19 protein-coding genes are annotated in these 18,335 nt (G+C 61.2%); 7 read left to right on the forward strand and 12 right to left on the reverse strand.

The window, feature by feature from the left end; translation table 11 throughout:
* The first annotated feature begins 38 nt into the window (after positions 1 to 38).
* The gene (locus NL528_RS11455) at positions 39 to 320 is read left to right on the forward strand and encodes a hypothetical protein (protein ID WP_309182775.1); all 282 of its coding nucleotides are present in this window, start codon (positions 39 to 41) and stop codon (positions 318 to 320) included.
* A gap of 141 nt (positions 321 to 461) precedes the next feature.
* A complete protein-coding gene (locus NL528_RS11460; protein WP_375144002.1) occupies positions 462 to 923 on the forward strand; it encodes a DUF488 domain-containing protein in 462 nt (153 codons plus the stop codon).
* Here NL528_RS11460 and NL528_RS11465 read toward each other — a convergent pair.
* From NL528_RS11465 to NL528_RS11510, 10 genes are all read right to left on the reverse strand, one after another.
* Positions 820 to 1,317: an OsmC family protein gene (locus NL528_RS11465; RefSeq protein ID WP_309182776.1), complete on the reverse strand. Its 498-nt coding sequence runs from the start codon at positions 1,315 to 1,317 to the stop codon at positions 820 to 822. The genes NL528_RS11460 and NL528_RS11465 overlap by 104 nt on opposite strands.
* A 43-nt stretch (positions 1,318 to 1,360) precedes the next feature.
* Positions 1,361 to 1,642, reverse strand: a complete 282-nt coding sequence (locus tag NL528_RS11470; RefSeq protein WP_309182777.1) for a hypothetical protein — start codon at positions 1,640 to 1,642, stop codon at positions 1,361 to 1,363.
* A gap of 131 nt (positions 1,643 to 1,773) precedes the next feature.
* Positions 1,774 to 2,460, reverse strand: coding sequence for an antibiotic biosynthesis monooxygenase (locus tag NL528_RS11475; protein WP_309182778.1), 687 nt, complete (start codon positions 2,458 to 2,460; stop codon positions 1,774 to 1,776).
* Between the two features lie 252 nt (positions 2,461 to 2,712).
* Complete coding sequence (locus tag NL528_RS11480) at positions 2,713 to 3,459, reverse strand: ferredoxin reductase (protein WP_375144003.1); 747 nt, start codon at positions 3,457 to 3,459, stop codon at positions 2,713 to 2,715.
* On the reverse strand, positions 3,452 to 4,054 hold the full coding sequence (locus tag NL528_RS11485; protein ID WP_309182780.1) for a sulfite oxidase-like oxidoreductase: 603 nt from the start codon (positions 4,052 to 4,054) through the stop codon (positions 3,452 to 3,454). Before NL528_RS11485 ends, NL528_RS11480 begins: the two co-directional genes overlap by 8 nt.
* A 113-nt stretch (positions 4,055 to 4,167) precedes the next feature.
* Positions 4,168 to 4,581 carry a cupin domain-containing protein gene (locus tag NL528_RS11490; protein ID WP_309182781.1) on the reverse strand — a complete coding sequence of 138 codons (414 nt, stop codon included), beginning with the start codon at positions 4,579 to 4,581 and terminating at the stop codon, positions 4,168 to 4,170.
* Between the two features lie 139 nt (positions 4,582 to 4,720).
* The gene (locus NL528_RS11495; RefSeq protein WP_309182782.1) at positions 4,721 to 5,245 is read right to left on the reverse strand and encodes a DUF1003 domain-containing protein; all 525 of its coding nucleotides are present in this window, start codon (positions 5,243 to 5,245) and stop codon (positions 4,721 to 4,723) included.
* 538 nt (positions 5,246 to 5,783) lie between these two features.
* A complete protein-coding gene (locus NL528_RS11500) occupies positions 5,784 to 6,674 on the reverse strand; it encodes a LysR family transcriptional regulator (RefSeq protein WP_309182783.1) in 891 nt (296 codons plus the stop codon).
* A 682-nt stretch (positions 6,675 to 7,356) separates the two neighbouring features.
* Positions 7,357 to 7,992, reverse strand: a complete 636-nt coding sequence (locus NL528_RS11505; protein ID WP_309184866.1) for a response regulator — start codon at positions 7,990 to 7,992, stop codon at positions 7,357 to 7,359.
* Positions 7,993 to 8,255: 263 nt separating this feature from the next.
* Positions 8,256 to 8,450 (reverse strand): hypothetical protein, encoded by a 195-nt coding sequence (locus NL528_RS11510; protein ID WP_309182784.1) that lies wholly within the window; start codon positions 8,448 to 8,450, stop codon positions 8,256 to 8,258.
* A gap of 595 nt (positions 8,451 to 9,045) precedes the next feature.
* On the opposite strand from NL528_RS11510, the gene NL528_RS11515 reads away from it, so the two are divergent.
* The gene (locus NL528_RS11515) at positions 9,046 to 9,435 is read left to right on the forward strand and encodes a response regulator (RefSeq protein ID WP_309182785.1); all 390 of its coding nucleotides are present in this window, start codon (positions 9,046 to 9,048) and stop codon (positions 9,433 to 9,435) included.
* Here NL528_RS11515 and NL528_RS11520 read toward each other — a convergent pair.
* Together NL528_RS11520 and NL528_RS11525 are read right to left on the reverse strand one after the other, a co-directional pair.
* Positions 9,401 to 15,703: an AAA family ATPase gene (locus NL528_RS11520; RefSeq protein ID WP_309182786.1), complete on the reverse strand. Its 6,303-nt coding sequence runs from the start codon at positions 15,701 to 15,703 to the stop codon at positions 9,401 to 9,403. The two genes, NL528_RS11515 and NL528_RS11520, sit on opposite strands and share 35 nt — an antisense overlap.
* 198 nt (positions 15,704 to 15,901) lie before the next feature.
* Positions 15,902 to 16,186: a hypothetical protein gene (locus NL528_RS11525; protein WP_309182787.1), complete on the reverse strand. Its 285-nt coding sequence runs from the start codon at positions 16,184 to 16,186 to the stop codon at positions 15,902 to 15,904.
* A gap of 32 nt (positions 16,187 to 16,218) precedes the next feature.
* Between NL528_RS11525 and NL528_RS11530 the strand changes: the two genes are divergently transcribed.
* The 4 genes from NL528_RS11530 to NL528_RS11545 all read left to right on the forward strand — a co-directional run bounded on the left by NL528_RS11530 (position 16,219) and on the right by NL528_RS11545 (position 17,790).
* Entirely contained in the window at positions 16,219 to 16,392 is a 174-nt protein-coding gene (locus tag NL528_RS11530) for a winged helix-turn-helix domain-containing protein (RefSeq protein WP_309184867.1), read from the forward strand.
* A gap of 330 nt (positions 16,393 to 16,722) precedes the next feature.
* Positions 16,723 to 17,031, forward strand: coding sequence for a hypothetical protein (locus tag NL528_RS11535; protein ID WP_309182788.1), 309 nt, complete (start codon positions 16,723 to 16,725; stop codon positions 17,029 to 17,031).
* A 364-nt stretch (positions 17,032 to 17,395) separates the two neighbouring features.
* Positions 17,396 to 17,584 (forward strand): hypothetical protein, encoded by a 189-nt coding sequence (locus NL528_RS11540; protein ID WP_309182789.1) that lies wholly within the window; start codon positions 17,396 to 17,398, stop codon positions 17,582 to 17,584.
* Positions 17,581 to 17,790 (forward strand): hypothetical protein, encoded by a 210-nt coding sequence (locus NL528_RS11545; protein WP_309182790.1) that lies wholly within the window; start codon positions 17,581 to 17,583, stop codon positions 17,788 to 17,790. The genes NL528_RS11540 and NL528_RS11545 overlap by 4 nt, the downstream gene beginning before the upstream one ends.
* Positions 17,791 to 18,335: the final 545 nt, after the last annotated feature.

The following is an 18,335-nucleotide window of genomic DNA, read 5'->3' on the forward strand; positions in this document are numbered from 1 at the left end:
CCGATGACCTGCTGTTATCGATTGCATGATCAAGAAATATGACCGCCGCGGCGCGACGCGCCCCGAACGCGCTCTCCGGCTGGGCTACCATGATGAGATCGTTTGCGAAGACGCTGGACGTCAAGACGAGAGACGGGATCGCGCTGGTGGTGTCGGAGGCGGACGGGGGCGACTACTGCCTGGCCGCGCACAGCTTCATCGCGGGCAACCTGGGCAAAATCCCGGCGGACGAAATCGAGCTGAACAGGGAGGGCCGCTCGAGCGATCCCAAGCGCCAGGCTGCGGTCGCCTTCGGACAGACGCCAACATCGTCAAGCTGATCGCGCTGACTGCCCAGTTCTTGTTGGCCAACTTCATGAACAATGCGGTACAGACCCCGATCGATTTTCCCGAGGTCAGTCCCGCGAAGGCAGCCTAATGCGAGGTGCCCTCCTTTGGAGAGGGGAGGGCTGGAGAATCCAATGTCTCGACGGTCCCCGCGGCCTGGTGTCAAGCGCGTCTACGAGCCGCCCGAAGCCTCGGACGGCACAAGGGTGTTCGTCGACCGCATCTGCCCGCGCGGGCTCACGAAGGAGCATGCCAGCGTCGACGTGTGGCTGAAGGACATCGCCCCGAGCACCGGCCTCAGGACCTGGTTTGGCCATGACCCGAACCGCTGGCGCGAGTTTCACAAGCGATACTTCGAGGAGCTCCGCGCCAATCACGCCGTAGTCGAGCACCTGACGGATTTTGTATCGACGGCACAGTCACGCTGCTCTTCGGCGCGCGCGACACCGAGCGCAACAACGCCGTGGCGCTCGCGGACTTTCTCGCGGCACACTAGTCGGGGTCGATGTATGGGATCGGAAGCTCGCTCAAGTCGTCATCATAGCTTGCCGTCGGCCCGACGCCGACGTTATCGTTCGTGCGGATGTCGGCGTTGAGGCCGAGCGTCCGCCCGACGGGGCACATGATCGCAGCCTGCATCAGTTGGGCGCGCTCCTCGTCGCCTAGGTTTCCCTCGAGCCTGATGGAGCGCTCGAAGGAGTCGCGGCCACCATCCCCGCCATGGTGGTACGACACGGCTACCTTGACGTGGGACAGCGGGATTTTCCGCCTTCGCGCCTGCAGCCGTATCGTCATCGCCGTGCACGCGGCGAGCGAAGCGCTTAGCAACTCGTAGGGGTTCGCCCCCGCTGCCGTGCCGCCCCTGCCGTCGGGGCCGCCGATCGAGAACACCGATGCGCCGGCTCGGCCTTCAAGCGCGCCAGCGCCGTCAAGGTCGCCGGCCATCTCAGCCTGTGGGCGGGGAGCTCGATCGTCGTTCGCGTTCGTCATCGTGCTTTCCTTTCAGATTTTGACAGGGCTCGTGGTTGGCCCGTCAGAGCGGGTCGTGGCAGTCGATCAGTTTACACGGCATCTTTGCGGGAGCCTCCGCGCGCATCGGCCCAGTCTCATGCTCGCTAAAGACGATGAGCACGTAAGCGCTGATCACCCGTTGGACGACAGTGAAGGACGCTTCGAGCGACCGCTCAATAGAAGGCAGCGAGACCGCTACGATGTTCGAGCCGAACACGATGAGGGACGAGAGGAGCGACGCCGTTAGCAGAACCCGGAATTTCCGCGATGCCCCGGCGCCTCGCTCGTCCACTGCGCTCGTCATTTCGGCGGGTCTCCCTGATCGTATTCGTCGCTGTCACCTCGCGAGAGCGACCCTGGCTCCCCCACAGCTCGCGCCCGGGGTGAACGCAGGGTCGAACTCGCAGTAGGTCGGCCCTTCCCGACGGAGCGGTGTCAGGCGTGGAGGGTCTCGCCGCCCTTGGCATCTGCGTAGTACTGAGGCGCCTCGCGACGGTCGTACTTCCCGTAGTCGCGCACGATCCGCACTCTCCGGACCCTTGCCTTGTCATTCGGCGCGTAGGCGTCCTCGTAGGCCCGCGCTGCAGCGGCGTCCTTCCAGGATATGAGGAGAATCAGCTCGCCGGGCGTGAGTACGGCGTCGAAGATGTCCCAGGACGTGCTGTCGGCGGCCCACGGATTCAGGCCGAGCCACTGGGCGCAATCGTATGGGTTGTTTGTCTGCTTCCACTCCGCGGGGCGAGTCGCGTTGATCAGTGTGACCGTTGTTCCCTCCCCAACTTCGGTTTCGTCGAGCCTCTGCTCGGTGAGGGCGCACCCCGGCGGCACTTGATTGTCAGCAGTGATCTGGCCGACGCGAAGGTGGTAGTCAGCGAGGATTTCGTCGCGGCCCTTCTGCTGGACCTCGTGATGGCGCATGCGGGTGCGCCAGCGGATGAGCGACTTCTCGTCCCGCCAGTTCGAAAGCGAAAGGATCCAGCCCTCGCGGGTCAGGCTCTTGTAGCGGATGTTGTCGACGAAGCCCTCGACCTGCTCCAGCTCGGGGCGCAGCATCTTGGCGTTGTCGAGGTAGTCATCCCAGTTCTCTTTATTGGGGAGGACCTCAAAAATCACTGAAAACATGTTCGTATCCCGCTTCTAGAATGCTGCAACGCAGTCGATCTCGACGTCGAAGTGTCCCGGCCAGGCGCGGCGCCTTCACGGCAGAAGACCTTCAAGCCGTCGACATCGATCATTTTGGACATCATCCGCGTGGCTCCCGTTTCCTTCACCGACACGTCTCCTTGCGCCGGTATGACCGTAGCTGACGCTGGCCGAGTGGATAATTTGGCGTTTGCGAAAACTAGCCTCTCGCAAAGCGAGAGGGATCGTCTCTCAAGCGCCATAGCGTTCGGTCTTGATCGCTCCGGCTTCCAGTCCCAAAGCGAGCGCGGCGTCCGCCGCGATGTCGACGAAGGCGTTCGACCCGCACACGAAGGCGCAGCCGGGGGACTCAGGCAGCCGCGCCGCGACCTCCGCTACCATCCTGGCGTCGATCCGCCTGCTGAAGTCGGTGCGGTGCGTCGCAGGCTCGCGTGTCAGCGCCAAGGCGAGCGCGAAATCGGGAAGCGACCTCTCGAACTCGAGGAGCTCGTTCCTGAACGGTACCTCACGCCAGGTCCTGGAGGAGAGCAACAGCGCGACAGGCACGGGTTCGGCGCTGGCCTTCCGATACCGGATCATGGCCATGAGCGGCACGACGCCAGAGCCGGCGCCGATCAAGAGCACTGGTCTATTGGAAGCCCCCGGCCAGAGAAAGTGTCCGCCAAGCGGCCCGCGAAGCTCGATCGTGTCGCCTACTTGGGCGACGTCGTGGAAGAACGGTGAGACCTCGCCGTCCACGAGGCGCTCGATGGCCAGCTCGATCACTTTGGAATCGCTCGGGTCCGAGGCGATCGAGTAGCTGCGCATGGCAGTGTAGCCGTTGGGCGCAATCAGCCGCACGTCAACGTGCTGTCCTGCCGTGTAGTCGAACGTTTCGGAGAGGCGGAGAAAGACGCTTTTGATAGCCGGCGTCCTCGTCGCAATCTCGACAATCGCGCAGCTCTGCCATCGCGCGGTTGCGGCCATCGCTTCAGTCATTCGTGTATCGCTGCTCATGCCACGGATCGCCGTACATGTGGTACCCTCGCAACTCCCAGAAGCCGGCCTCGTCACGCTCCGTGAACTGAAGCCCGTTCACCCACTTCGCCGACTTCCAGAAGTAGAGATGCGGCACGAGCAGGCGCGCCGGCCCCCCGTGGTCGCGCGGCAGCGGCTGGCCTTCGTACCTGAGCGCGACCATCGCCTTGCCCGTGAGGTCCGCGAGTGGCACGTTGGTGGAGTATCCGTCGTAGCAATGTGCGAGCGCAAACGGAGTGGGTGCGGTAAGGCCAGCGTCGGCGAGGATGTCGTCGACGGCCACGCCCTCCCAGGCGGTGTTGAGCTTCGACCACGAGGTCACACAGTGGATGTCTCGCGTCATCCTGGTTCGAGGGAGCGCGTTGAACTCCGACCAGCTCCACGCTTTGACCGGACGAGGTCCGACCTTCAGCGTGAAAATCCAGTCCGCAAGCTCGATCCGCGGCGTGGGGCCGGCCGTAAGCACCGGGAAATTGTCGACGAGGTGCTGTCCCGGGGGAATCCGGTCCGATGGTTCGGATCCGGATTGGCGGCCTGTGAAACCGCGAGTGACCATGGCGGATTTCCTCCGTGCCGGCGTGTGGAATCAATCGTCTGGCGCGGTCGCGAGCGGCCGGCGCCCGGGCCCGCGCGCGCGGTCACGAACGCCGCACGCCGCGGTCGCTGCCCCTAGGGGAACGTCAGGCCGAAAGCGGCCGGATCGGGCTGCTCGCCTTTCCGTGGGACCAAGAAGCGCTCCAGTCCACCCGGCACGAAGGTGAGCAGCAGGGTCGCCTGATCGCCGACCACCTCGATCGTATGCGGCACACCGCGGGGAAGAGCCGCGTAGGCGCCCGGCCCCACCTTGATACGGGCATCGCCGACCCGCGCGATTAGTTTCCCCTCCACCACATAGAGCAGTTCGTCCTCGCGCGAGTGGGTGTGCAGCGGCGGCTCCTCTCCGGCCCGCAGCGTCCACATGACTGTGCCATATTCGCCTCCGGACTGGCTGCTCTCCACTTTCATCTCGACGCTCGAGCCCCCGCTCGAGGTCACCGTCTCGCCGCCGTGGGGCGGCGTGAGAACCGGCTGCTGGACTGACATTTGTAGACTCCTGTTTGTTGGACCCTTGTTCGACTTCGCTGTGGCGGCGAAAGGTTGCCGCTCACAACGTACCGTGAAGCATGGTACTCCGCGCGGCGAATGGGAAATGACGTCACGCCATGAAGTCGATAGCCGCGCGTTATGACGGCCGTCCGCCTTCCGCATCGGGCTCACGTGGATCCGACGCCGACTGCTCCAGCAGTTCGGTCAGCATCCTGACGGCCTCCGTTAGCTTCAGGACTTCGCGCTCACGCAATTGGTCGATCTTCTCATGCAGCAACTCTATCTCGAGCTCCGCCTTCACATTGATCCGATAGTCGTTCTCCGCGGCCTTGCGATCGATATCCTGCTGCCGGTTCTGGCTCATCATAATGACGGGCGCCGCGTAAGCGGCCTGGAACGAAAGCGCGAGATTGAGAAGAATGAACGGGTAGGGGTCACAGCCCCTCATCGCACCGACCAGGTTGGCGGTTATCCAGACCAACAGGATCGCGCTCTGGACGATGATGAAGCTCCACGATCCCATGACGGTGGCGACCGCGTCCGCTATTCTTTGCCCTGGCGTCAGGCGCGCAACCGCCGGGGGGTCATCCACGTCCTGAAGACGAAGTGAGCGGCGCGCTCGCCTAAGGTCGGCGAGGAGGTCGTGCTCGGCCTGTTCCATGCCGTCCTGGTCTTCTGCCTTCTCTTCCACGCTGCCAGCACCCGTCCGCTTGATTGCGCGGTCGACGCGGCCAGCGCCCTGCCGCGTTCTGGTCGCGTCGTTCAGCGTTGGAGTTTCGCGACGGTCTCTGCGATGGCTCGTCTCTGGTCCCGAGCGCCGGTGCGCTCGTTCTCGCTGTGCTGCCGCTGCGCTTCGAGCCACGCCGCGCCCGTTCTCACCGACCTATTGGCGAATCTTGAGTCCGGGAAGGTCAACCGCTTGATGCGTTGGTTGCTGAAGTCGATCGGTGGCATCTCACCACCGTCCGGCGGGCGCGTCGCATGCTCTGCGGCTGAATTGTACGTAGCTGCACAGACAGATTGGAGGCGGCTGTCCAGGCGATGCTGTCCTGAGAGCCCAGGCCCATTCGCGCACGGCTTTTGGCACGACGAAAACGATACCGCTGAACCGCGCGACGCATTTTAGGTGTCTTGTGAAGTAGCCGCAGTGAACGCATGCGCCGCATGCTCTCCTCGGATGCCGGACACATTCCACGATTTCACGCCGTGCGATCGACGGCCGACCAGTCGCGAAGCCGCGCGACCTTGACGAAAGCGTCCAGCGCCGGCGAGTAGCGGCGCCCCTGCACAGCCAGCAGCCGTACCTCCCGCGAAACCGGATCGCCTTCGAGCGGAATGGATTTGAGTGTCGGAAGGCGCGGCATGTGCTCAGGAGCAAGTATCACGCCGAAGCCAGCCGCGGCCATGTGCTGCAGGTGCAAGTCGTGACCGCTGCGGTAGCCGAGCTGGAGCGGATCATCGGGGAAATACGATCGTTGGATCTTCGGGACGACGTCGCATCCGGCGCGTTCCAGCAAAACGGTCTCGCGGAGGTCGTCGATGCCGATCGAGAGACGGTTTGCGAGCCGATGTGTCGGCGCGAGAACCGCGACGTAGCGCTCCTCGAACAGCAACCAGTCGTCGATGCGGGCGGGCATGTCCTGCACGTCCCCGACCATTGCGGCGTTGATTTCCCCCTCAAGCAAGAGCTCGACGAGCTTCTCCGCTGCGCCCTCGCGCAGCTCGACGTGAAGTCCAGGGACGAACTTTGCGATCTCCGCGATCGGATCGAGGACGAGCGACGCCGAGATGGAGGGGGCGAGGCCGATCTTCAGTGGCGCGACCTCCTTGCGTTGGAACTCCTGGGCTCTGCGACGCACCGCCTCTGCCGAGGCCAATGTGCGCTCCAGCATCGGAAGGACTTCCTTCCCAAGGTCCGTGAGCTGCGTCAACTGGCGCTCGCGGTAGATCAACTCGCCGCCGAGCCTCTGCTCGAGCTTCTGTACCCCCTTGGTCAGGGCGGGCTGCGTGACATTGCACTGCTCGGCTGCGCGGGTGAAATTGAGTGTGGACGCGACGGCGAGGAAGTAGCGAACTTGATGAAGCTCCATGGGTTGTTCTCCGTCAAGTTGCTGCGGACTATGCTGACGAGCCTTGCGTCGCCCCGTCCGGACTCGGGCGTTCGTGGTCGTTCACCAAGAGGGGGAAGGCGGCCTCGGTGACTGTCAACGGCCGCCTGGTCGTCGCCTTCAGCGAGGTCGGGTTGGCAAAGCAATCAGGATTTCCAGAGCGCGGCTTCCGAGAGGCACGGGCTTGTCGCCTTCCGGCAAAAGGAACTGCGTTCGAAGCAGCCGAAACGATCCGAACGAAACTTCTGTTGGTGTTGCGCCGGCGCGTCCGACGTCAAGCTCCGGTTCGAGATGAAATTGCTCCAGGCGTCCGAAAGCTGCAGTCGATCGCATCATGACCTCGCTTGCTTTTGCAAGGCTAATCCCCGCAAAGATGCTAGTGACCCGTAATCTGACGATTTGGAGTGCTGCGAGCTATTCCACGCGGGTGGCGCGCAATGACAGATTTGGCTGCGTTGCCTAAACCTAGATTTACAAGCCGGGAGGCGGCTTCAATCGGGCGGCAGATTGTAAGTGCTATGAACTGGACCCGCGAGCCGGCAGTTGCAAGAAAAGGTCGGCGGCGTAGCGCCCGCCGGCCTTTCCTCCTGGTTTGCTTTGGAGATTGCGCGACTGCTTAACTCGTCCGGCCGCGCGAATAGCACATCGCGCAAAAACGCACACCTTAAGAGCGTTGCGGCGTGTCAGGCACCAGCTTGAGCTTGTCAGCCATCCGGCCGAGTTCTGGAAGCGAACCGGCCTGCATCTTCTGCATCGCCCTGCTGCGATGCACCTTCACCGTGGCTTCGGCGATGCCGATATCGTGGGCAATCTGTTTGCTCAGGCGGCCGCGCGCCACCTGAATTACGATCTCGCGCTCCCGGGGGCTTAGGGAGGCGAAACGCTGCCTAAGGGAGACCATGTCCTTGTCCTTCTCCCGCCGCGCACGATCGTGGGCCAAGCCAAGCTGAATGGCATCGAGAAGATCCTGGTCGCGGTACGGCTTGGTCAGGAACTCGATCGCACCCCGCTTCATTGCCTGCACAGACATCGGTATGTCGCCGTGGCCCGTGACGAAGATGATCGGGATCTCCCTGTTTGCCGCAGCCAGCTCGCGCTGGAAATCGAGGCCGCTTTGGCCGGGCAATCTGATATCGAGCACCAGGCAGGCGGGGCAATCCGGTGGATCGGACTTGAGGAAGTCGGAAATGGAGGCAAATAGCTGGACGTTAATGCCGAGCGATCGCAGCAGGCGCCCGACCGACGCACGGAGATCCGGATCGTCGTCGATGACCAACACGGTGGAGGTTGCGTCAGACATCGCTGCCACTCGGGAGAGATCGCGAAAATCAGCCCGCATCTGGTTTGCAGGTCCGGCAACACCGCTCATTTCTAATCCCAATCCTGGAACCTGAACAGCCCCTTTTTTCTGAAGGATGCGCGCCGGGTACACCAAAGCTTTCGCGCGCTGACACAACTCGTTCCCCTCCGACGCTCGGCTCGATTTCCGGCTGAAGTTCGATCTCTGATCGGCCCGTAGCTGCTGGGGGAAGCTGCCCATCAGCTCATGTATGCCACTCGTATTCAGCGCTCGGCAGATCCAGACAATGCGTTGGCTGCATCGTCGAGCGAAGCCTTTTCGGCTCGCCGCTCGTAGTCGTCGGCAAGAGCCTTAAGCTGAGCCGCAATGGCTTGGTCCGTCATGGTTTTGGCAGTGCGAAGCAAAGTCTGCGCTGTCTTCAAATATTCCTTGCCTCGTTGTGAGATCTGAAGCGTCATGACGCCCTCGCGCGGTTTTTGGGCGACTGGTCGAAAGCGAATTGGAACCAGCTCATCCAATTGTGATCACTTTGGCGGCGCGCCTTGAAGCGATCGACGCACTTCCTGGAGCAAAGCGGCGTTCGCCACGAATAATGCCGGACGAGTCCAAACTTGCCCTCACAGACTGCGCATCGCATGGCCTTGTCAGACCCGTGACTTTCCAAGCGGTAAGGCATTGTTTTCTCCTTTTGGCCTGTGTGCATTTCGGGTGCACTAGGACTAAGAGGATTGCCACCAACGGCTCAATTGAGCGCAGGTTGAGCTCGGGCATCCAAAGGGGGCGGGACGATGATACCAAGGCTTAGGGCGCTCGGACGAGTCTTAGAGTTCGCCCGCTGCGATCCCGCGACTGCTTTCGTCCGGCGGAAGCCTCGATCACAAGCCATGCCGGATTGGCTTCGCAATCATCGTCCAGATAAACCAAAGTTTACGGGGCACAGGCGGCACACTGGTGGCATTCTCTCAGATATCAAGCAATTCGATGCGGAGCGTCACTATAATTGGATAGTTGTATGCCCGCAGACGCGTCCAGCGAACGGCCATGGGCGGTATAATGAAAAAGGTACTGGTTTCGGTCGTTGAAGATGATCGGTTCCTTCGTGAGTCCATGTTCAGGCTCATGAGATCGCTCGGCTATACGGTCGACATTTTCTCGTCTGCGGCCGATTTTCTCGCCTCCCCGCGGCTTGCCGAAACAGCCTGCCTGATCGCCGACATCCATATGCCTGCCATGACCGGGCTCGAACTCTACCGGCGCCTTATCGACACGGGCAACGCGATACCGACAATTCTCGTGACGGCCTTTCCCAATGATGCTGACCGGGCTCGCGCCCTGAACGATGGGGTCTTGTGTTACCTACGTAAGCCGGTGGATGAGGACCATCTCACACGATGTGTTTGCGCGGCTCTCAGGTCGGCAGGCTCGCCTGAGGAGGGGTCCTGAGCTCCCGTTCCGCTCCCGGCAAGGTGAACTGGAACACGGCGCCGCGGGGTTCGTTCGCCTCCGCCCATAGCTTGCCGCCATGAGCGTGGATGATAGACCGGCAGATCGACAGCCCCATGCCCGTTCCACTGGGCTTCGTGGTGTAGAAGGCGTCAAAGACCCGGTCGAGATGCTCCTGATCAACGCCCGGTCCGGAATCGCGCACGGCCACGACGACACCTGCTTGATCCTCCTCTGTGCTGATCAACAGCTCTCTCGCCCCCTCCTCCATCGAACCCATTGCTTCAGCCGCATTCAGAATCAGATTCAGCAAGACCTGTTGCAGCTGAACGCGATCCCCCGGAACCGAAAGTAGTCCCTCCGTAAGCCGAGTCTGGACCGAAACGCCATTCCTGAGGGTCACGCTTCGAGCCAATACGATCACTTCCTTGATTGCCACGTTGAGATCAAAACACTCTTTTCGCGGCGGCCTTTTCTTGATTTGCTCTCGGATGCGATCGATGATTTCTCCGGCCCGACCAGCATCTCCGACGATACAGGAAAGTGCTTCCCTGACCTCGCCCAGGTCCGGCGGCTGCATCTTCAGAAAATTCTGGGCCGCCCGGGCGTTGTTGCGTGCGCTGGCGATCGGTTGCGCGATTTCGTGCGACAGCGACGCTGCTAACTCTCCCATCATGCTCACGCGGTTGATGTGGGCAAAATCTGACTGCATCTGCTGCAACCGCGCTAACGCTTGTGTGCGATCTTCGGTGTCAGTCAGCAGAGAATACCAGCGAACAATGCGGTCGGAGGCATCCCGGACCGGAATGCCGCGGATCTCAAACCAACGAAATTCGCCGTCGAAGCGCCTCACGCGTGCTTCGGTCCCATAGGGAACGCCGGCGGCGATCGATTTTGTGAAGACTTCAGCGAGATGGGGAAGGTCATCGGGATGTATCGTTCCATTTGTGCCCCAGTTCCTCAGCTCTTCCAGTGACTGGCCGCAATACTCAAAGATCTGACGATTTACGGCTTCGAGGTCACCATTCGGGGCCAAGATCGCAACGAGGCCCGGTATCCCGTCAATCGCCGAGCGCAAACTTCGCTCGCTTTCACGCAAGGCTAGCTCGGTACGCTTGCGTTGCGTCACATCGACGGTTGAGGTCATACCCTCCAACAGCGCGCCCTCGGAAGAAAACAGGTGATGGGTGGTTGATTCAAGGTATTTGACTGTTCCATCAGGAAGTAAGATTCTGAACTCGGCTGTGAAATCCGTTTTCTGGCGCACTGCTTCTTGAACTGCTTCCCTCACTCGGTCTCGATCGTCTGGGTGGATGCGTTGCCGCATATCCTCACGGCTTGGAAGGCCCTGCAGCGGATCAAACCCCCAGATTCTGTAGCTCTCGTCGGACCAATAAATATACAGCTTCGTTGTCGCACTATAGACCCAATTTCCGCTACGGCTTAGCCTCTGTGCTTGGGTTAGCCAGGCTTCGCTGCGGCGCAGCCGGTCCTCGGCCCGCTTGCGCTCGGTCAGATCGAGGACGAACGCAAGGCGGTCGCCTACTTCCTTGAACAGCGCGGCGCCCACAAGCACCGGAACGCGGCTGCCGTCTTTCCGAAAATACTCCTTCTCGAAGGGCTGAACGATGCCGGTTGAGTTTAGTTCAGCCTGGGAGAGTACGTCGCGCTCGCGCCATTCGGGCGGGGACAGCTCGGTCCAGCGCACGCGGCCCGAAACCAAGTCTTCACGGCCATATCCTACGAGACGTAGAAACGCGTCATTGGCCTCAATAATCCGACCTTCGCGGTCGGCGATGAAGATCCCGATGATGTTGGCGTCGACCAAACGCCGAATCTTCCCTTCCCGATCCGCTAGGTCGTCATAAAGCCGCGAGTTTTCGAGCGAGATCGCCGCCTGCGACGCAAGCACCTTCAATAGAGCGACGCGGCCTGGCGTGAACACGTTCGGGGTGAGATTGTTCTCAAGGTAGAGAATGCCGATGCACTTTCGCTGGTTGATCAACGGTAGACAAAGAACGGAACGCGCGCGACGCTGAACGATGTAGGGATCGGCAGAAAATAGATTGTGAGATGACGCATCGTCGAGAAAAACGCTTTCCCGGGTACGCAGGACATAGTGGAGCACCGACTCCGGCAGCGCTGTCGCAGCCACGTCCTCGTCGTGCAGATGCACGGTCACCAAATCGCCATCGGTCGTGGCTTCGGCGGCGATCCGCTGCTCAGCCCCGCGTGAAAAAATCAACAAGCCTCGTTCAGCACCGACCTGTTCAAGCGCCGTGCGCATAAGAATTGCGAGCAGCTTCTCCAGCTCGATCTCGCCCGATATGGCCTGCGACACCTTGATCACCGTTGCGAGGTCGAGTTGCTCGATCGACGCTGCGATCGTGCTTGTCGAAGCAGGTGCGGGCTCTTCCATTCTGAGGCGCGGATACATCGCATCGAGTTGGCGCACCTTGCCGTCCGCGCCCCAGCGCAGGTAGCAGTCGCGGGCGTTTCGCAGATATAGGTGCGCGATTTGCTCGAAGCCGCACGCGGTGTAAAAGCGCGCCGCCAACTCGTTGGCGAGCGCCTCGTTGTGGACAAAGCCGTTTGCCTGTGCCGAACGGATGGCTTGTTCGTAAAGGTTCATGGCATCGAACGCGCGGCCATCAATCCGGGCAATCTCCGCACCAACCAACGCAGCGCGGTTCTCGAAGTTTTCCGCACAGTGTTCCGCCCATACTTCGAGTTGTTTGTGGTGGGCCACAAGAGCCTCAAAATGTTGCTGCCTCTCCTCGGGAGGGGCGCGATGGCATGACGCCGCATGAGCAAGCGCATCATAGAAGCTAAACTCCGCCGTTTCGAACATTGATGGTGATGTCCACAGCAGCCGTTGCGCCCTCCCTGAGGCCTCGAGGGCGCCCGCGTTGTCGCCGGCAAAGAAGCGCGCCTGCATCTTGCGGATCCAGTACCAGCCCTCGGCCAGCGCCAAACCTGGATTATTTGCCAAACCGTGTTCGAAGAGATGCTCATCGAAGCCCTCTTCGTCAAATGAGCCGAATGTCGGCGTCAAGCCGCGGAGAGTCCGAACCAATCCGAGTTGGGTTCGGATGCGGTCAATGGCCAGACGGAAGCGCATCTTCAGCGCAAACGTGAGACCGCGCTCGGCTTCGCGTTGCACCTCATCGAGTGGATCGCCCGCTGCGAGAAGGTTTGTGTTCAGGTGGGTGTAGCAGGACGCCTCAAAATTGAGATCACCGCTTTGGTTTGCGGTTTCGAACGCGCGACGCACCAGATCGCGGCCGCCCCGGATATGTCTCGTCCAAGGAATCGCCAAGCTCCCAAAGTTGAAATAAATCCTGGTCTGGAAGCGCTTTAGGCCTCGCTTTTCGACCAAATCATAGCCGAGCTGCCCGAATCGAAATCCGGCCTGGTAGTCGCCGAAGCGTGGCCCAGCGACGAAGCCAAGCACTGTATAGGCCAAGCTCGATGCGTCACAGTTGCCACTCTCGAGGCTAAGGTTGACTGCCCGGCAGCTGACTAGGGAAAGCAGGTTTGCATCCGTATACAAGGCAGGCAACGCGAGCTTGGTCAGAAACTCGAGGGTTGCGAGGGATGCCGGGTCGCTTAACAAAGGCAGCTCGACAAGCGCCTCGATCGGCCGGTCTCCGAGGGTTGACCAGATCCGCTCGTATTCGCGGCGCGCTTCCTCTGCCGTCGGATGCGGCGACCACTCGATGCCGAGATGCCGGAGGAAATCGAGACCGACGGCGACCGCGCGGGGGCTCTGATCGAGGGTCACGTACAGATCCACGCGCAGACACGCGACGGTCGCTCGCTCGACCGGATCTGTGGCGTGAGCCGAAAGCGCTTCCAGGCGCTGCTCCGCTTCCGCCAGCGCACCGGTCAGGAACTCGCATTCGGCCCGATTCAGTTCCAGCGCGAAGGGGAGCTCGCGCCGGCGCACCCAGCAATCCTCCGCCAACAACGCGGCACCGGCGGTGAGATAGTTCAGCGCCGAGACGTACGCAGTTGAGGCTTTGGCGCGCTCGCCCGCGAGCAGATTGAGCGCGGCGAGCTGTTCGCGCTCCTGCATCGAGGTCATTAAGCTCGCCCCACGATTGAGCTGATTGACGATATCGAAAATCGCCTTCTCCGGTTTTTCGGGAGGCGTATGCGCCGCGAGCAGTCTCCCTATTCGAAGGTGCGCCTCGCCGCGCAGTTGCTCCGGGATCAGCCCATAGGCGGCCTCCTGAACGCGATCGTGGACGAACCGGTAAGCGCCTGCCACACGCTCGACTAACCCCTGATGGCGGGCCGGCCACAGAGTCGTATCGAGCTGCCCCTCCGAAATCCCGACGACCATCGAAAGTGCTGTGCTCTCGGCGATGTTTCCAAGACAAGCCAGCTGCTGCAATGCATTCTGCGCCTCGGTCGGCAGGCGGGTGAGCTTCCCGACCATAAGATCAACGACGTTGTCGGTGTAGCCCTTGGCGTGAATGCGGTCGATATCCCAGGACCAGCGCGCGCCATCATAATCGAATGTGAGTAATCCTTCCTCGACGAGCGAAGACAGGAACTGAATTGCGAAAAACGGATTGCCGCCGGTCTTCACGTGCACCAGCTTCACAAGCGGCGCAGCGCGCGCTAACTCGCAGCGAAGAGCGTCCGCAACCAATTGCCCAAGGTGCTCTTGGTCGAGCGGCGACAGCCTGATCTCCGCGACCTTTCCGCCGGCGGCCTTGATGGCGTCGAGCTTTCTCATTAGCGGATGGGCCGCAGCGACTTCGTTGTCGCGATAGGCACCGATCAGCATGAGGTGCTCCAGATCTGGCCGCAACAGGTCCTCCAGCAGATCAAGCGTCGCCGCGTCGAGCCACTGCAGGTCGTCGAGGAAGAGCGCCAGTGGCTGGTTCGGTCGGGCAAATGCGCCAATGAAGCGCCGAAATACGAGTTGAAAACGGCTTTGTGCCCGCTGTGGCGGCAACTCAGGAATCGGTAGCTGGTCTCCGATGATTAGCGTGAGTTCGGGTATGAGGTCGATCATGAGCCGCCCGTTCGATCCCAGCGCCTCTAGAAGCGCGTGTCGCCAGCTTGCCAACTCGGTGTCGCTCTTGCTGAGGAGAGGCCGGACGAGACTTTGAAAAGCCTGCACCAGTGTCGCGTAAGGGATATCGCGCTTGTACTGGTCGAACTTTCCGGACGCGAACACGCCGCGCGACGGCACCAGCACCTTGTGTAGTTCGTCGACGACTGAGGACTTGCCGATGCCGGAATATCCTGAGACCAGCACCAACTCTGGCACACCGGTCTTGATGATGCGATCGAAGCAGGAAAGCAACGTCGCGATCTCACGATCTCGTCCGTACAGCTTTTCGGGGATCAGCAGCTGGTTCGGCGTGTCCTGCAGGCCGAGCGGGAAGTCATCGATGCGGCGGCGCGCTTCCCATTCCGCCAGGCAGCGTCGCAGATCGCGCTCGACACCGCCGGCGGTTTGGTAACGATCCTCGGGTGTCTTGGCGAGCAGTTTCATGATGATCGCCGAGACGGGCGCTGGGACACTCTCTAACCGCTCCCCTGGCGGCACCGGCTTTCTGGCAATATGGCAGTGCACCCACTCCATGGGATCGGCCGCCGTTAAGGGCAGAACGCCCGTGAGCATCTGGTACAGAGTGACGCCGAGGGCGTAGAGATCGCTGCGGGCGTCGATCGAGCGGTTCATCCGCCCGGTTTGTTCGGGTGCCATGTAGGCAAGCGTACCGGCGATGGTCTCGGGCGGCTCGGGCGCCTGCCGCTCGCGGGACAGGCGCGATGCGATGCCAAACCCGGTGAGCCGCACGTGTCCATCCGCGCAGTCCACCACAATATTAGCTGGCTTGATGTCTTTGTGGATGAGCCCGCGCTGATGAAGCTTGCCCAGAGCCGAGGTAACAGCAATAGCCAGGCGCAAGAAGCGTCCTACCTCCATGGGCCCACCGAGCAAACGGTCGAGCGGCTCGCCGCCCGGATCATCGAGCACCAGCACGGTCCGACCGGCGTCTCGCATGAGGGCCAACGGCCGCGCCGCCCATGCGCTGTCGAGCTCATCTTTCAGCTCGTATTCGTGCGTGAGGCGATCGAGTCTTGAGCGGGACGGTTGGTCGGCGGCAGGGGCAACAAGCAGCACGGCGAGCCGGTTGCCATTGTCGTCCAGTCGCCAGCCACGGCTGAACACGCGCTCGCCGTCCTCCCACAACACCTGAGAGCTGCCGTCCGAGTACGCGACGTTCAGCGACTGCTGCACCATCTGTCAGACTCCGGCGTCGGGCTTCGGCTTGAAGTCGGCTGATCAAGCTCTTCGTGTGCCACACGCGCAGCCTCTCTCCAGCCTGGAGAAATCGTACTCCATCGCCCGAGAAATGCCAGCCGTCCCTTGGTCCTGCCGGATACGGCGGACGCGGATCCTCCTTCTTTTTAGCAGCAATTCGGAGCGATTTGCCCGGCTTTACTCGCTACGGCGGCGCACGCGGGTCAATAAGCGCCATGCCCGCTGGTCCCGAGGGGAACTCGGAGCGGAAGGAAAGATCATGACGGTACTTGAAGCAAGCAAGTCGACGAATGCACGCGCGGATGGCTTTGCAGCTTTGCGCGCCGGAAAGACGGCGAGCAGCTCGACCTCGCCCATGTCCCAGTCAGCGAGGACGCGCACGAGCAGACCCTCCGAGATCTCCTTCCTCGCGGCGGCGCCCACGGTCATCGAGATGAGCCCGAGCCCGGCGACGGCGGCCACGCCACGGAGAGTTGGTCAGCAAGCAGGACTTGATGGCTCGCGTTTGGGCCAATGTTTTCGTTGAGCCCGCCAACCTCACGGTTCATATGTCAGTGCTGCGTCGCGCGTTGCGTGACGGTCAGGATGGGAATCGCTTCATCGTCAACATCCCCGGACGCGGCTACTGTTTCGTCGGCTCAGTCGCTATATCGGCTCACGAGAATTGAGCGCAACTGGCGAAGCGCCGGGAAATTCGGGTGAAGCATTACCGTGGTCGCGTCAATAGCAGAACAGTGGTTCACTGTAGCGAACATTCCCGTCAACTCCTGGAGCTTCGCGATCCGCATTTGGCTGGCTACAATCCCGGCGTTGTTCGTGAGTTTTTAGGGCGAGGGCGGCGGCCGCTCCGCCGGCATCCGAAACCGTCACTCGCCTTTTCTAAGCCAAGGTTTATGTGGCGCAACTACAGCCGTACCCTGAACTACTCGCGTGCAATAGAAGACAGAACGGCAGAAATGTAAATCTCCTCGCAACAACTCGCGTTCTGGAGTCCGCTCATGAGGAGAATGACTGTTCTCATCGCTTCTGCTCTGATCAATGCATCTACACTTCCCGGGCTTGCGGCGGAGTCCACGTTAAACAAGGATGTTAACGCCGCTCGCGCGGTCTCGGCGACTGTACACAGCAAACCCGCTAATGCGGTCGACAACGAGAAGACTTGTCGCGCCTACGCCGCCTCATTTTATAAGTCCGTGATGCTGCGGCAAGCCGCTGCTGACCGCGTCGACGGCGCGTGGTTGTTAACTGCGCTCGATTCCGTGATTAACGCTTTTAACGACCTGTTCGCGACGAAATGCGGCAGCTGACCCTCACTATTCTCTGACAATGACAAAGCACGAGGTCCGCAGATGATCATCTTCCCGCTCATAACCACGGGCCGTCTGGTTGAGGACAGCCCTGACGCTAACGCCTCGTTATTTCCAATCGGAGTGTCATTCGAACGAGGTTGAACATGACCCAGTTCTATTTCCACCGCTCCAACACGAAGAAGATTTTCGCAGATCGCCGCGGCGCCGTGCTGACTCGACCGAACTAAATGAGCGCTGCCTTACAACATCCGACCCCGTCACGAGTTTTTTATCCCCTCCCTGCGCGGGGCTTCGAAGTCGGCGTCAACGGACCTAAATGGACCAGATGGAATGATCACTGTAATATAATAGGAGTGAAAACATGGGTGAGGTTATTCCATTTGTCCCAAAGTCCGAGCGGGAGCGAGCTCGCCTTATTCGAGAAGCCCGAGCGATCTACGACAGCGTCTTTCCGTCGTCTAATCCCGTCCGCGAGCAGCGGGACAAGGCATCCGCAAGCCATATGCGCATCGGCGCAGACGTCCATCGCGGCGAGGGGATCCTATCATGATCGCGATCATCGCCGTGCTCTGCAGTTTGTCTTCTTCGGCAAATTGCCACGAGCAGACCGTCACCACCTCGGACTTCGCTGACGTCTCGATGCAGTCCTGCCTAATGGGCGCACCGCAGCTCGCCGACTGGATGAATCAGCATCCGACTGAGCGGCTTGCGGCATGGCGCTGCGTGTTCGGTAAGAAGGATGGCAGGGGAGCTTAGGGTGAAATGTCAACCAGCTCGTCAACTCAGAGCGCAATGTATCATGGCGTCGATTGTTGGAAGATCGTCGCTTGGGTTAAGGACGAGCTTGCGGCTCGGTTGAACAGTTTCGTCTGCAGGTGGGACTCAAGCTCGAAGACCGTGCGGCTGACTATTGGCAGGGGCGTTTTTCAAATTGGCGCTTCGCAGCCGAAGGGTGCCGGTCTCGATCGACATCAGCGACGTCGCGTTCTCTTTGGCTGCTCGCAGGTAACTTCTCATCGCGAATGTGGTCTATCCAAGGGCATACGCATTCGGCACGATTTGCTGAGATTTGGATTGCTTCACTCGCACCGACGTTCCTCGTCGGACACCAATTTGCCTCACGGAGGCGGACAGCTTCTCAAGTGCTCGGCGCGCGGCGATCCCTCCCTTCGCCGTGTTTCGCCCGCGGCCGGTCCTTCCCCCGGGGACCGGCCGCTCCTCCTCAGGGCCGTCGGGCAACGGCGCTGGATCGGATAGGCATGAGGCACTTCAATCGACGAGTGTGGGAAGCCCAGTCGTTG

It is taken from the genome of Bradyrhizobium sp. Ash2021 (assembly GCF_031202265.1).
Taxonomy (GTDB): Bacteria; Pseudomonadota; Alphaproteobacteria; order Rhizobiales; family Xanthobacteraceae; genus Bradyrhizobium.